Annotated in this window: 14 protein-coding genes and 1 tRNA gene; 7 read left to right on the top strand and 8 right to left on the bottom strand. The window is 67.3% G+C overall.

Annotated elements, in window-relative coordinates:
- Window positions 1-193: 193 nt before the first annotated feature.
- Window positions 194-1,156, bottom strand: coding sequence for a YVTN family beta-propeller repeat protein (locus CDO87_RS21640; RefSeq protein WP_100930700.1), 963 nt, complete (start codon window positions 1,154-1,156; stop codon window positions 194-196).
- Between the two features lie 139 nt (window positions 1,157-1,295).
- Entirely contained in the window at window positions 1,296-2,459 is a 1,164-nt protein-coding gene (locus tag CDO87_RS21635) for an ABC transporter substrate-binding protein (protein WP_100930699.1), read from the bottom strand.
- Between the two features lie 180 nt (window positions 2,460-2,639).
- Between CDO87_RS21635 and pedF the strand changes: the two genes are divergently transcribed.
- The 6 genes from pedF to CDO87_RS21605 all read left to right on the top strand — a co-directional run bounded on the left by pedF (window position 2,640) and on the right by CDO87_RS21605 (window position 8,814).
- Complete coding sequence (gene pedF, locus CDO87_RS21630) at window positions 2,640-3,323, top strand: cytochrome c-550 PedF (protein ID WP_100930698.1); 684 nt, start codon at window positions 2,640-2,642, stop codon at window positions 3,321-3,323.
- A 28-nt stretch (window positions 3,324-3,351) separates the two neighbouring features.
- Complete coding sequence (locus CDO87_RS21625) at window positions 3,352-4,308, top strand: substrate-binding periplasmic protein (protein ID WP_404944739.1); 957 nt, start codon at window positions 3,352-3,354, stop codon at window positions 4,306-4,308.
- 73 nt (window positions 4,309-4,381) lie between these two features.
- Window positions 4,382-4,903 carry a CoxG family protein gene (locus CDO87_RS21620; RefSeq protein WP_100930697.1) on the top strand — a complete coding sequence of 174 codons (522 nt, stop codon included), beginning with the start codon at window positions 4,382-4,384 and terminating at the stop codon, window positions 4,901-4,903.
- 69 nt (window positions 4,904-4,972) lie between these two features.
- Window positions 4,973-5,458, top strand: a complete 486-nt coding sequence (locus CDO87_RS21615; protein WP_100930696.1) for a (2Fe-2S)-binding protein — start codon at window positions 4,973-4,975, stop codon at window positions 5,456-5,458.
- 93 nt (window positions 5,459-5,551) lie between these two features.
- Window positions 5,552-7,921 (top strand): xanthine dehydrogenase family protein molybdopterin-binding subunit, encoded by a 2,370-nt coding sequence (locus tag CDO87_RS21610; RefSeq protein ID WP_100930695.1) that lies wholly within the window; start codon window positions 5,552-5,554, stop codon window positions 7,919-7,921.
- A gap of 101 nt (window positions 7,922-8,022) precedes the next feature.
- Window positions 8,023-8,814, top strand: a complete 792-nt coding sequence (locus CDO87_RS21605) for a xanthine dehydrogenase family protein subunit M (RefSeq protein ID WP_100930694.1) — start codon at window positions 8,023-8,025, stop codon at window positions 8,812-8,814.
- 66 nt (window positions 8,815-8,880) lie between these two features.
- Here CDO87_RS21605 and CDO87_RS21600 read toward each other — a convergent pair whose 3' ends face one another.
- The 3 genes from CDO87_RS21600 to CDO87_RS21590 form a co-directional block, all read right to left on the bottom strand.
- Entirely contained in the window at window positions 8,881-9,765 is an 885-nt protein-coding gene (locus tag CDO87_RS21600) for an FAD:protein FMN transferase (RefSeq protein WP_100930693.1), read from the bottom strand.
- Entirely contained in the window at window positions 9,762-11,870 is a 2,109-nt protein-coding gene (locus CDO87_RS21595; RefSeq protein ID WP_100930692.1) for a 4Fe-4S binding protein, read from the bottom strand. The genes CDO87_RS21600 and CDO87_RS21595 overlap by 4 nt, the downstream gene beginning before the upstream one ends.
- Before the next feature lie 72 nt (window positions 11,871-11,942).
- Window positions 11,943-12,019, bottom strand: a tRNA-Ile gene (locus CDO87_RS21590).
- A gap of 99 nt (window positions 12,020-12,118) precedes the next feature.
- Between CDO87_RS21590 and CDO87_RS21585 the strand changes: the two genes are divergently transcribed.
- Window positions 12,119-12,334 (top strand): DUF2945 domain-containing protein, encoded by a 216-nt coding sequence (locus CDO87_RS21585; protein WP_100930691.1) that lies wholly within the window; start codon window positions 12,119-12,121, stop codon window positions 12,332-12,334.
- A gap of 25 nt (window positions 12,335-12,359) precedes the next feature.
- Here CDO87_RS21585 and CDO87_RS21580 read toward each other — a convergent pair whose 3' ends face one another.
- From CDO87_RS21580 to CDO87_RS21570, 3 genes are all read right to left on the bottom strand, one after another.
- Window positions 12,360-12,761 carry a hypothetical protein gene (locus tag CDO87_RS21580; RefSeq protein WP_100930690.1) on the bottom strand — a complete coding sequence of 134 codons (402 nt, stop codon included), beginning with the start codon at window positions 12,759-12,761 and terminating at the stop codon, window positions 12,360-12,362.
- Between the two features lie 75 nt (window positions 12,762-12,836).
- A complete protein-coding gene (locus CDO87_RS21575; RefSeq protein ID WP_100930689.1) occupies window positions 12,837-13,406 on the bottom strand; it encodes a M91 family zinc metallopeptidase in 570 nt (189 codons plus the stop codon).
- Between the two features lies 1 nt (window position 13,407).
- A complete protein-coding gene (locus CDO87_RS21570; RefSeq protein WP_100930688.1) occupies window positions 13,408-14,127 on the bottom strand; it encodes a hypothetical protein in 720 nt (239 codons plus the stop codon).
- Window positions 14,128-14,303 lie beyond the last annotated feature (176 nt).

The raw sequence follows: 14,303 nt of genomic DNA, 5'->3' as shown, positions 1-14,303 counted from the left end.
CTCGTATCACCCCGACGCCCCCCCGCCTTCATCTTGGCAAAAATACCTCGGGGGAGCGCCGAAGGCGCGGGGGCAGCGCCCCCTCCGCCCCGTCCGTCTGCCGCACCGGCCAGTCTGGCAGCAATCGCGGGCGCGGGCAGCGCCCGCGCCGGGGCGGCGGGCGGACGCCCGGCGCAACCCTCCGCCGCAGGGTTCATTCCGTGGGCCGGAAGGCCGCGCCCCAGGGGAAGCGGCCCACCTTGATGGTCTTCAATGCCTTGCGCTCTGCCACGTCGACCACTGTCACGTCGCCCGAGACGCCGTTGGTGGTGAACAGCAGCGACTTGTCCGCGTTGAACGCCATGTGCCAAACCCGGCGGCCGACGAGGATATAGTCCTCGACCTCGTAGGTCTCGGCGTTCACCACGGCGAGGTGGTTCGACGGTCCCAGCGCCACGAAGGCGTGGCTGTCGTCGGCGGTCAGCTCGAAGCCCACGGGCTGGACCTTGTCGGGGTGCACACCCTTGATCTCGAAGCCGAACTTGGCCTTCTCGGTCTGCGTCGCCACGTCGAAGACCGACACGGTGCCGCCGATCTCGGCGCTGACCCAGAGCTCGGTCCCGTCCTTGACGAATTCCGCGTGCCGCGGCCGGGAATCGACCAGTGTGTTGGCAAAGAGTTCCTGCGTCTCCGTGTCGATCCAGTGCGCCATGTTCGTCGTCTCGGAGGTGGTGATGGCGATCTTGCCGTCGGGCGAGACGGCCATGCCCTCGGGCTCGATGCCGACGTTGATCTGCGCCACGACGGTGCGGGTTTCGGTATCGACGACCGTGGTGATCGCGTCGTCCTCGTTGGCGATGTAGAGGTGGCGGTTGTCGGTGTGCAGGACGAACTGTTCCGGGTCCTCGCCCGAGGGCAGGTCGTGCAGGATCTCGCCCGAGACCGGGTCCATGACCTGCACCGCGTCGCTGTCGGAGGCGCAGATGTAGACCACGGAATAGTCGTGGCTGAAGGTGATGCCGCGCGGGCGCTCTCCGGTCGGGATTGTGCGGGTGACTTCCATCGTCCCGATATCGATCACCGACACGGTGTTGTCCTTCTCGTTCGTCACCCAGATCTCGTCCGCCGTGGCGGCGTGGGACAGCAGGAGGGCTGCGAGGAGCGGTGTGTATTTCATGGTCGTGTCCTTGCGGTGTCTGCGGGGGCCGGGTGCCCTTGCCGGTGGCGTGCGCCCCGGCGGGGGCGTGGCATTTCAGGTATTTGGGCCAAGATGAAGGTCAGGGTCCGGGCCGGGATGGCGAGTGTGTCGCGGCGGGTCAGCCGGCGAAGGCGGTGCAGCCGCTTTCGGGGGCGTCGAGGCCCAGCGTGTCGAGTTCCGAGACCGGGTGCAGGAACCCTTCGAGCGGGGCGTCGGCGACCAGTGCGCCGCGGTGGGTGAGCGGGATGGACTGGCGCAGCTGGCCGTTCCACGGCCGGAAGGTCAGCGGTCGGCCCTTGAAGCCGCCGAGTTCGAAGGCGCCGCCCAGCATGTAGGCCCTGAGGTCCGGCGCGGCGGTGGCGCCGGAGCGGGTGACCGCCTCGCCGATGGCGCGTACCGCGGCCCAGGCGGCGTAGTCGCGGGGCAGCATCTCGCGCCCCGCGGCCTTGGTGAAACGCGACTGGAGCTGGGCCGCGCCCCATTGCTCGACCGCAGGCGACCAGGCGGCGGGCATCAGCCCCTCGCTGCCCGCGACCGGGCGCGGCATCCAGGTGTTGTAGGGGATGTAGCGGGCGAAATCGTTGGTCTCGTCCGCGGCGATCAGGACGTCGTACTTGCCCAGTTGCTGGGTCAGCAGCGGCACCTCGGCGGCGGCGCTGCGGCGCAGGTCGGCGTCGAAGGTCCATTCGGCGGTGCGGCGGATCGAGAGGCCGAACTTCTCTGCCGAGGCGCGATAGCTTTCGGCCAGCGCCTTGTCGCCGGGTTTCGGGCCCTCGATCATCACCAGCGCGGTCCAGCGGCGCATCACGAAGAACTGCATGAGTGCGTCGGTCAGCATGGCGCGCGAGGGCAGGGCGTGCAGCACGTTGGCGCGGCAGTCGGCCCCGCGCAGCGCGGTTTCGGGCGCGGCGGTGTTGAAGAGGAGCGCGCCCGCGGTGTCGGGCATGTCGGCGGCCTGCAGGAGCGTGTCGGCGGGGGCGTCGATCACGAGGAGGTCGGTCTCGGCCAGAGCCGCCTCCACCGCGCCGGCGAAGTCGCCGTCCGGCGCCACCGAATGTTCGGTCAGCGTCCAGGTCTGGCCCATGAAGGTGCCGGTGGTGGCGTTGTCGGCGATCCCCAGCCGCGCGCCTGCGATGCCGAGGTCGTCGGGCACGGGGTCGAGGTTCGACAGGGTCGGGGGCAGCTCGACCTCCTGCCGGAGCCATGCCACGCGGATCTCTGCCGCCCAGATCGGGCTTGCCGACAGCAGCACGGCTGCCGCCGCCGCTAGGATCGTGCGCATCCTGTCCTCCCTCAGCCGCTCACCGGGAAAGGATCGGGGTTGCGGGCCGCGCCCTCAATACGACCAAGGTCTTGCGGGGCGGCCCGTCGCGCCACGAAAGTCCAATGGTGCGGCGGCGCGGCGCTGGCTTATCACCATCGGCAGACGCGATGAGATCACCCCGGACGGGAGGAGGAAACGATGAAGACCTTTGCGATGACGGCCCTTGTGAGTGTGCTGCCGGTTCTGGCCCTGGCCCATGGCGACGTGGCGCCGCAGGCGGTGGACACCACCGGCCTGCCGGAGGTCGGCGAGGAGTGGCTGACCGAGAACCCCTACCGTGCGGAGGCCGCGGGCGAGGAAGTCTGGGACAAGGCGGTGAAGATCGGCGCCTCCGGCTACAACCAGAACTGCGCGCGCTGCCACGGGCTCGAGGTGATCTCGGGCGGGCTGGCGCCGGACCTGCGGTTCCTGGAGGCGGAGGAATACGGCGATGAGTGGTTCATCGAGCGCTTCCGCCACGGTTATACCCAGAACGGCACCACCAAGATGCCGGCCTTCGGCGAGCTCCTGGGGCAGGAGGCGGCATGGGCGATCCGCACCTACGTGGAGACCCGCCCCGACGACGATTCCATGGCCGGGGTGGCCGACGAGCTGAAGGGCCTGCGCGACCAGCTCGACGCGCTGTCGACCGGATCTGGCGATGCGGACGGCGAGGCGATCAAGGCGGAGCTGACCGAGATCGCCGCCGGGATCGAAACCATGTCCGGCGCGCCGGTGGCCGACAGTGCCGCCAGCCGGGCGGCGGCCTTCATCGACGGGACCGAGGAAGGCTACCGCCACGCGGCAGAGGCCTTGACCATCGGGCTGTCGGCTGCACACTGAGCGCGAACGGCCTTCGGGGAGGAGTGGCATGGTTCGACATGCGGGTGTTCTGAACACCGTCGGCAGGGGGCTGCGCGCCCTTCTGCCCGCCCTGGTGCCGGGTATGGTGGCCGGCGCGCTGCTGGCCGCCGGCACCACCGTGGCCCGCGCCGCCGATCCCTGCGCCGACTACGTGCCGCAGCCCAAGCCGCAGAACGCAGGCCGCGACATCGTCGGCCAGGACCTCGACACGATCCGCGAGCGGGGCTCGATGACCTTCGCGGTCTACGAGGATCATGCGCCCTATTCCTGGGAAGAGAAGGGCGAGGCGAAGGGCATCGACGTCGACGTTGCAAAGCTGGTGGCGGAGTTCATCGGCGTGACGCCGGTGATCCGCTTTGTCGCCGCCGGAGAGAACCTCGACGCCGATCTGCGGCACAACGTCTGGCAGGGCGGCATCGTCGGCGGGGCGGTGTCGAACGTGATGATGCGCGTGCCCTACGACTCGGCCTTCCGCTGCCGGGTGGAGCAGGTGGTCTTTCCCGGCCAGTACCAGGAGGAACACATCGCCATTGCCTACCGCGCGGCGGAGTATCCCGACGGCGGGCCGGTCCCGGCCTACTTCCGCTTCGACACGGTCGCGGTGGAGAACGATTCGATCTCGGACTTCTACCTGACGAGTTTCGCGGGTGGCCAGACGGCGGCAGGCGTGCGACGGTATCCCACGATGGAGGCGGCGATGGCGGCGCTGAACGCGGGGGAGACTATGGCGGCGATGGGGCCGCTGGCCCAGCTCGAGTTTTTCCGGGGCGAGGGCGTGGCGATCCACGAGCCGCCGCTGGCGGGGCTGGCGAAGTCGCACTGGCCGATCGGAACGGCGGTGCATTTCGCGTGGCGGCCGCTGGGATACGAAGTCGAGGATGCGATCTCTGCGGCGATGGCCGACGGCCGGATCGCGGGGATCTTCGAAAGATACGGACTGACGCACAATCCACCGGAATGGTGATGTTATCAATTGGTCTAATATGCCCGACGGGCGCTGCGCGCCTAGGCTGGCGCCGGAGAGAGAGGACAAACCCATGCAAATGAGCGATTCCCGTACGATCAAGGCCCCCCGCGAGGTGGTCTGGGAAGCGATCCTGAACCCCGAGGTGCTGAAGGCCTGCGTGCCCGGCTGCACCGAGATGTCCGGCTCTGCCGAGGAGGGGTTCGAGGCGACCGTCGTCCAGAAGGTCGGGCCCGTGAAGGCGACCTTCAAGGGACAGGTGAACCTCGAGGACATGGATGCGCCGAACACCGTCAAGCTGGTGGGCGAAGGCAAGGGCGGTGCAGCGGGTTTTGCCAAGGGCAGCGCCGTGGTGAGGCTGGAAGAGGCCGAGGACGGCACGCTTCTGACCTACGACGTGGACGCCAGCGTCGGCGGCAAGCTCGCGCAGCTGGGCAGCCGGATCATCGACGGTTTCGCCAAGAAGATGGCCGACCAGTTCTTCTCCAACTTCCAGGAGGCGGTCGAAGGCCCCTCCGATCCCGACGCCGCGCCCGAGACGGAGGCCGACGACGGCAAGAAGAAGGGCTGGTTCAAGCGGATGGTGTCCAACTGATCCGCCGATCAAATCCGCACTCCGGGGTGGGTGCATTCTGTGACAAACGATTTTCCAGGGAGGGAAACGATGGTTGAAGTGACGATGAAGGTGAACGGCAAGTCCGTCACCAAGTCGGTCAAGGGCAACACGCTCATGACGGAGTTCCTGCGTGAGGAGCTGCGCCTGACCGGGACCCACGTGGGCTGCGACACCTCGCAATGCGGCGCCTGCACGATCCACGTCAACGGGCTGCAGGTGAAGGCCTGCACCATGTTCGCCGCCGAAGCCGACGGCGCCGAGGTCGGCACGATCGAGGGGCAGGCGGCCCCGGACGGCACGCTGAACACGATCCAGCAGGCGTTCCAGGACTACCACGGGCTGCAGTGCGGTTTCTGCACGCCGGGCATGGTGATGGCAGCGGCGGCGCTGCTGAAGGACAACCCGAAGCCGACCGAGGCCGAGGTGCGTCACCACCTCGAGGGCAACATCTGCCGCTGCACCGGCTACCACAACATCGTCCGCGCCATCCTGGCGGCTTCCGGGCAGGACGTGCCCGCGGTCGCTGCGGAATAAGCCATTTGAGCCGGGGCGGAGACCTTCCGCCCTTCACAAAGTCCGACAGTTTGTAGGGCGGAGATTCTCCGCCCCCCCTTCAGGGAGGAAGAAATGCCGAAGGATCATGGCATCGGCGCAAGCCAGAAGCGGCGCGAGGACGTGCGCTTCCTGACCGGAGCCGGTCAGTACACCGACGATATCAACGTCTACAACCAGGCGTATGTCTATTTCCTGCGTTCCGACGTGGCCCACGGAAAGATCAACTCGATCAACACCGAGGCCGCAGCGGGCATGCCCGGCGTCGTCCGCATCTTTACCGGGGCCGACTTCGAGGGCGTGGGCGGTCTGCCCTGCGGCTGGCAGGTGACCGACAAGCACGGCGAAGTGATGAAGGAGCCGCCGCACCCGGTGCTGGCACAGGGCAAGGTCCGTCACGTCGGTGACCCGATCGCCGCGGTCGTGGCCGACACGCTGGAGGAGGCGCGCACGGCCGCCGAGGCCATCGAGCTCGACATCGAGGAACTGCCTGCCGTGGTGAACATGGCGGCCGCGCTCGAGTCCGGTTCCGCCAAGGTGCACGACGAGCTGTCGGACAACCTCTGCTACGACTGGCAGTTCGGGTCCGACCCGGCAGAGACGCAGGCGGCCTTCGACAGCGCCGCGCATGTGACGACGCTGGAGCTGACCAACAACCGCCTCGTCGCCAACCCGATGGAGCCGCGCGTGGCCGTGGGCGAGTACAACCGCGCCAACGACGAATCCACGCTCTACACCACCTCGCAGAACCCGCACGTGATCCGCCTGCTTATGGGCGCCTTCGTCCTCGGCATCCCGGAGCACAAGCTGCGCGTCGTGGCGCCCGACGTGGGCGGCGGCTTCGGCACGAAGATCTTCCACTACGCCGAAGAGGCCTTTGTCACCTTCGCCTCGCGGCAGCTGAACCGCGCGGTGAAGTGGACCTCCTCGCGCTCCGAGGCGTTCATGTCCGACGCCCATGGCCGCGACCACGTCACGACCATCGAACTGGCGCTGGATGCGGACAACAACTTCACCGCCGTGCGCACCAACACGATGGCCAACATGGGCGCGTATCTGTCGACCTTCTCGTCGTCGGTCCCGACCTGGCTGCACGGCACGCTGATGGCGGGCAACTACAAGACGCCGCACGTGCTGGTGAACGTGAAGGCGGTCTTCACGAACACCGTGCCGGTCGACGCCTACCGCGGCGCGGGCCGCCCGGAGGCGACCTACCAGCTCGAGCGGATCATCGACAAGGCCGCGCGCGAGCTGGGCGTCGATCCCATCGCGCTCCGCCGTCAGAACTTCATCACCGAGTTCCCGTACCAGACGCCGGTGGCCGTGGTCTATGACACCGGCGACTACGTCGCGACGATGGACAAGATGGAAGAGCTGATGGACCTCGGCAACTTCGAGGCGCGCCGCAAGGAAAGCGAAGCGAAGGGCAAGCTGCGCGGCCTGGGCGTCAACTGCTTCATCGAGGCCTGCGGCATCGCGCCGTCGAACCTCGTGGGGCAGCTCGGCGCGCGTGCCGGTCTGTACGACGCCGCCACCGTGCGGGTGAACGCCACGGGCACCATCTCGGTGCTGGTGGGCGCGCACAGCCACGGGCAGGGACACGAGACCGCCTTCCCGCAGGTCGTGGCCGAGATGCTGGGCATCGACGAGAGCATGATCGACATCGTGCACGGCGACTCCGCCAAGATCCCGTTCGGCATGGGCACCTACGGCTCGCGCTCCATCGCGGTCTGCGGATCCGCCATGGTCCGCGCCACCGAGAAGATCATCAACAAGGCCAAGAAGATCGCCGCCCACCTGCTGGAGGCCGCCGAGGCGGACATCGAGCTGAAGGACGGTCAGTTCTCGGTCGCGGGCACCGACAAGTCGGTCGCCTGGGGGGATGTGACGCTCGCCGCCTACGTGCCGCACAACTACCCGCTCGAGGATATCGAGCCGGGTCTCGAGGAGACGGCCTTCTACGATCCGTCGAACTTCACCTATCCCGCGGGCGCCTATGCCTGCGAGGTGGAGGTCGATCCGGAGACCGGCCTGGTCACCATCGAGAAGTTCGTGTCCGCGGACGACTTCGGCAACGTCATCAACCCGATGATCGTCGAGGGACAGGTGCACGGCGGGATTGCGCAGGGCATCGGGCAGGCGCTGCTCGAGAACTGCGCCTACGACGAGAACGGCCAGCTGCTGAGCGCGTCCTACATGGACTACGCGATGCCGCGCGCCGACAACCTGCCGATGCTCGACAGTTACCTCGTGGACCACTCCTGCCAGACGCCCTGCACCCACAACCCGCTGGGCGTGAAGGGCTGCGGCGAGGCCGGGGCCATCGGCTCTCCGCCGACGGTGGTGAACGCGGTGATCGACGCGCTGCAGTCGGGTGGCCACAAGGTGGAGCACATCGACATGCCGGTGTCGCCGGGCCGCGTCTGGGCCGCGATCAACGGCTGAATGGAGAGCGCCGGGGGGCTGTCTGCCCCCCGGACCCCCCGAAGGTATTTTTGCCAAGATGAAGGTGGATGGCCTTCATGAGCGGCAGAGGAGGAAACAAGATGTATTCATTCGATATCGTTCGGCCGACGTCCGTGGCCGATGCCGTGTCGGCGCTGGGGCAGGAGGACGCACAGCCGCTGTCCGGCGGCCAGACGCTGATCCCGACCCTGAAGCAGCGGCTGGCGATGCCGTCCGTGCTGGTGAGCCTGTCGGCCATCGACGAGCTGAAGGGCGTGTCGTCGGACGGCGGCGTGCTGACCGTCGGCGGCGGCACCACCCATGCGACGGTGGCGGCAGAGGCCGGGGCCTATCCGGCGCTGGCGGCGCTGGCCGGCCAGATCGGTGATCCGGCGGTGCGCAACCGCGGCACCATCGGCGGGTCGCTCGCCAACAACGATCCCTCGGCCTGCTATCCGGCGGCGGCGCTGGGATCGGGGGCGACGATCGTCACCAACACCCGCGAAATCGCGGCGGACGACTATTTCCAGGGCATGTTCACCACGGCCCTCGATGAAGGCGAGCTCGTCACCGCGGTGAAGTTCCCGATCCCGGAGAAGGCGGCCTACATCAAGTTCCAGCAGCCCGCGTCGCGGTTCGCGCTGGTCGGCGTCTTCGTGTCCGAGGGCGCGGATGGGGTCCGGGTCGCCGTGACCGGGGCCTCAGAGGAAGGCGTGTTCCGCTGGAGCGAGGCGGAAGAGGCGCTTTCGGGTGACTTTTCCGCCAGCGCGGTCGAGGAGCTGTCGGCGCCGTCGGGCGACGGGATGATCTCTGACCTGCACGGCAGCGGTGCTTATCGTGCGAGCCTGGTGAAGACCCTGACGAAGCGGGCGGTGGCCAAGGCCAACGGCTGATCCTTTCGGGTTCGAGTTCTGGAAGCTCCCGGTCCTGCGGCCGGGAGTTTTCTTTTGCTATGCAGGTCAGAGGGTGCGGAGGTTGCCGTCCCTGTCCACCAGCGTGATTCGGAGGAGGTCGGCGTCGGTCCTGAGCTTTTCAAGGCGCGGGATGTCCATGAAGACCGCCGCGGTGGAGAGCGCATCGGCGGTCGTGGCATCGCGGGCCTCGATGCTGACGGTGGACCAGAGGGGGTCTTGCCCCTGTGGCCCGAGGATGTGTGCGTTGGCACCGAAGTGCAGGGCGCCGGGGCTGGAGGTGGCGCGGGCGGCGTTTTCTAGCGTCAGGTGACCCAGAGATCCGTGATCGGGATCTTCGAGAGAGAGCCGGAAGGGGCCGCCGATGGCCGCCTGTTCGCCGATGTCGATCAGAGCATGAGTGAAGCCGCGTTTGGCAAGGGACGCGCGGATCAGGTCGGTGCCGAAGCCTTGGGCGATGCCGTTGAGGGTGAGCTGCTGACCCGGGTCCAGACAGGTGCCCTGTGCCGTGCGGCGTACCCGGTGCCAGCCGAGGTGGGCGCGGGCCGGCGCGGGGTCGCGGCCATTTGCCAGGGCCTGCCAGAGCGGTTGCACTGTCGGATCGAAGATGCCGTCCGTCAGCGTATGCGCCCTGTCGCAGGCGTCCATCAGGGCATCGAAACGGACGCTGGGTGCAAGAAACCCGGCTTTGTTCAGGCGGGAGAGGGCCGAACTCGGGCGGTAAAGGCTGAAGAGGCTTTCGATCTCGTCGAGCTGTGCGGGGAGGTCGGCCAGGGCCGCCTGTGTCTCCGTGCGCGGGCCGGTCAGGGTGACGGAAACCTCGGCGCCGAGTGCGCGGCCTTGCCAGGTGGAGGCGAAGGCGTGGCGTGGCGCGCAGGCGAAGGCAGCGGCTAGGGTGAGGACGCGGCGGCGGCTGAGACGGGGCAGGGTCATTCGGCGGGCACCTCGTTGGGATGTCCGGTGACGCGTGGCGGGCGCTTGGTGGAACGGGCCCTCAGGATCAGCGGCACGCATTGTCGCGCATCGTCGTGGATCGTCACGCAGTCGAGGCACTGGAAACACTCGTCGTACTGGACGGCGCCGGTCTTGAGGATGGCGCCGTAATTGCACTTCACCGCGCAGAGCTGGCAGGGAGAGCCGCATTCGACCCGGCGGGGGATCCAGCGGCGCAGGCGCAGGGTGCCCCCAATCGCCATGAGCGCGCCAAGCGGGCATAGATAACGGCAGAACCCCTTGAAGGTGAAGAGTGCGAGGAACAGCCAGAAAGCGGCGTAGGCAACGTAATACCATTCGCGCAAGAAGAAGGTGGTGATGGCGGTCTTGAAGGGCTCGATCTCGGCTGCCTTGTCCATGTGGCCGGGGGCGATCACGGTCACGGCGACAAGCCCGGCAAGCGCCACGTATTTCAGTTTCTTCAGCCGCTGGTCCCATGTGCGCGACGGTTCCAGGCGCGGAAGATGCAGGAAACGCCCGATATGATGCGCGAACTCCTGCAATGCGCCGAAGGGGCAGAGCCAGCCGCAAAAGAGGCCGCGGCCCCATAGGAGAAATCCGAGGATCACCGCCCCCCAGATCATCAGTGAGAAGGGGTCGTAGAGCAGGAAGGCGAAATGCCGGGTGGAGAGCGCCGCCTGCAACGTGGCAAGCGGCGTCACGATGGAGAGCTGCCCCTGTCCCCACCAGCCGATGAACCCCGTGACGAAGGCGAGGATGGTCAGCCGGACGGGTGTGAAGACACGCAGCCCGGCGAGGCGGCTTTGCGCGAAGAACAGGACGGGCAGGAGGAGCGCCAGGAAAGCCGCCAGAACCATCAGGTCGTCGGCGCGGTTGCGGATCGCCTCTTCGAAGGGGGACAGGCGCCGCGTCTCGCCGGGACGGACGAAGAACCGCTCGTCGGTTGCGACCTGCGCCTCGATCGTAACGGAGCCGACCTGCGGCTGGAAAACGCCATGCTCGCGGATGGCCTGCACCGTGAAGGTCCACGGCGCGGCCGGGTCGAAGCCGAGCCGCCGGTCGGTGCGCAGGATCATCGCGGTGCCGTCGTGCAGCGCCTCGGGCACCTGATCGGACAGCTGGACGAAGAGGTCGGCGTCGCGCAAGGCCACGGGGAAGCCGTTCTGTTCCGCGCCCAGCCAGTCGGGCGCAGTGTTGCGGACGAAGTCGGGCGAGACTAGGCCGTGGCGCGCGGTCTCGACCACGAGGATCGGCTCGTCGAAGGTGGATATCTCGCGGAAGCGGTCGAGCTCGCGCAGCGTGCCCTCGGACAACAGCGCGCGGGCGATGGAGCGTGGCCCCAGATCGGCGATCCAGAGATCGAGGTAGGGCGCGTCGGGATCGGCGCTGGCTTCGGGATCGTCGTTGGCCCAGAGCGTGCCCTCGAACAATGCCTCGATTTCCCCGTTGTTCAGGGTTTTGTGCGTCAGAAGCCCGTTTTCGTTCAGCGAGTCCCAGGTCAGGTCCTCGTCTATCTCGGGGTTGGGATAGGCGGGCGGCCCGGAACTGATGCCGCCCATCTTCTCGCGTGCGACCTGCAGCGCGGCGGCAAGGATCGATTCGTGCGCGATGCGGACCGATGCGGTCGCCTTCGTCACCCCGTCGAGGTAGACCAGACCGCTGCCGTCGGACGCGCCGCCGTAAGGCGTGCCGACGACCAGGCTGTCGGAAATGGAATGGCCGCGGTACTGCTCCATGAAGGCGTGGAACGGTGCCTCGCCCAGGCCGGAGACGAAGATCGGTTCGTTGTGGGTCAGGAGCTGCACGTCGAGGAAACGGCCTTCGAGATCCAGCACCACAAGCGCATTGATCGGCGCGCCGGAGAAGCCGGGCAGGGGGGCCATCGGTTCGGTCTGGAAGACATAGCCCGCCTGCGCCCCGCCGGAGTTCAGCAGCTCAAAGACGCCGTTGTCGGAGATCTGCGCGCCCATCGACATGGGCGCACGGATGTGCGTGGCGAGTTCCTCGGGCGAGAGAACCTCGGCCAGAGCGATGACCGCACTGGCAAGCCAGAGCGCGGCGGCGATGATGAAACGTCCTCCCATGGGCGGCACGTTAGGCGCGGCACGGGACGTGCGGAATTCGACCTTGGTGGGGGGCTTTGACAGGGGGATGTCTGGTAGGCCCGGCAGGACTTGAACCCGCAACCAAGGCGTTATGAGCGCCCTGCTCTAACCAATTGAGCTACAGGCCCACCGTGGCAGACTGAGTAAGCGCGGGGCGCGGGGGCGTCAAGCGGGGGAACGCGGGCGCGGGGCTCTGCATTGAGCCGCAGGCACATGCGGAGGATGCGATGAAGGACTACGACGAAGGCGACAAGGTCGCGTGGGACTGGGGCAACGGCACGGCCAGCGGTACGGTGGTGAATAAATACACCCGGAAGATCACGCTGAAGATCAAGGGCAGCGAGGTGACGCGCGACGCCGACGAAGACAACCCCGCCTACCGGATCGAACAGGAGGACGGCGACGAGGTCCTGAAGAAGGGGTCGGAACTGCGGAAGGCCTGAGCGCCCACCAGCGCGCGACAGCCCGTTATTTCAGCAGCGAGACCAGCGTGCACACATCGCCGAGCGCGCCGTTGGCGTAGCGCGGGCGATAGACGATCTCGACGCGTTTCGCGCTCGACGCCACCCGCCAGGTGTGGAGCACGAAATCGCCCGACGGATCGATCCGCGCGGCGGTCGTCAGGTTGTTCCACAGGATCTGGCCGACCATCGCCGCGCCGTTCAGCGACAGCGCACCGAAATCCACATCGTCGAGGTCGGTCGCATCCACCAGCGGCTCGATCGGGTGGTGGTCGGCGGTCACCTTCTCGATCATCACGCCCCACATCGGATCGCGGAAAACGTCGAGCCCGTCTTCGGCGGGGATGACGAAGGGAATGGTCTGGTGCCCGTTCCAGTCGGTGTGGGTCGAAACGAAACTGCGGGTCATCGGTGTTCGGTCCTTGTCAGGCGTTGCGTGTCAGGCGTTGCGCGGCTGGCCCCGGTGGGCGGCCGGATGGGTCGCTCAGGGCGTGTACTGCGGAATGTCCCAGGCGCCGTATTTCTGTCGCTGCGGCAGGCCCTTGGCTTCGCGGTGTTCATTTTCCGCGGCCGCGGCGGAAACCTCGCGCTTCTCCCGCGTGTCGCCGGAAGAGCCCTGCGTGTATTCGTAGGTGTGATAGGCCTCGTGTGCCAGCGAAGATTCCGGGTCGCGGTCGACGCCGTCGCCGTAGGTGCCCGTCTTGTTCGGGTTGTACTTGATCGTCCCTTCGGAGCCGGTGCCGTCCTGCGAATCCGACCGGCTGTCCGGGCTGGCGCTGTTGCCTTCGGGGCCGACCTTGATGGTCGTGGTCTTGTCGCTGTTCTCCAGCGCCTCCATCGCTTCGACCGTCTTCGGCTTCGATCCGTCCGGCAGGCGGCGCTTCTTGGCGTCCTCCCACTGCTGCTTGGCCTTTGCGAGATCCTCGTCGGTGGCGCCTTCCTGCTTTTCCCAGACGACACCGCCGCCCTTGCCGGCCTCGCAGCCCTTGGTCGCGCCGGGCTTGTTCTCTGTCTTCTTGCAGGCGTCGTCGTTGGCCTTTCCGCACTGGCACATCTCAGGCCTCCTCCCCGACGCTTTCGCCGAGGGCGGTGATCATCGTCAGCGCGGCCTGGCGGAGCGCCTGTGTCTTTGCTGCGGGGGCGAGGCCCTTGTCGTAGAGCGTGGCATGGATCAGCGGCAGCTGCGGTTCGGCATAGTAGTAGGGGCCGTACATCAGTGCCAGCGCCGCGCAGATGTAACCGCCAAGCGGTTGTTCCAGCCCGAAGGCGTCCGACTGGGCAACCGCGTCGCCCAGCACCTGCCCGGTCATGGTGGAGGCCGCGGCGCGCTGCGGAAAGGCGGCGCAAAGCGCGCCCACGGGGTCCGTCGGCGCATCGCCGGTCCCGAGCACGTGGTGCACCTGCCGAAAGCCGCGCACCGCCGCCCGCCCGTCGCGGCCATTGGTCTTGCGCAGGTGCAGGAGAATCCGGTCGTTCAGCTGGTTGATGCGGTGGATCGGTTCGCGGATGATCGGATCGGCCAGCTTGTCCGAGGCCCAGGGCAGCAGCGGGTTCTCGTCGTAGCGGCTGCCCAGAACCGGCATGAAGGTCGCGAACATGTAGATGCTGCGTTCGGTGACAAAGCCGTAGTGCCGGGCGCGCGTGTGGGCGAAAGTGGCCAGCGCCATCGCGCTGCCGTCGGGCCAGAAGGCCTTTCCCCACGGAAAATGGGTTTCGAGATGCTCTGCCAGTCCGGTTTCGAAAGCACGAAACTCCATGGCATCGAATGCATCCATCTGTGCATTGGATATCGAAAGCATGGGTCGGGAACGCCACAAATGAAATATGCCACGAGGATAGCCGAGAAGGCGGTTTCTTCACAGTGATGATTTCCCTACTGCGCGGGCAGCGCGTTGCAGGCGCGGAGCCTTTGGGGTAAGCGCCTCTGCAATCAAGCGGCCAACCTCTCGGA

The sequence above is a fragment of the Sagittula sp. P11 genome (genome assembly GCF_002814095.1).
Taxonomy (GTDB): Bacteria; Pseudomonadota; Alphaproteobacteria; order Rhodobacterales; family Rhodobacteraceae; genus Sagittula.
This window is presented reverse-complemented; position numbering and strand designations above follow the sequence as displayed.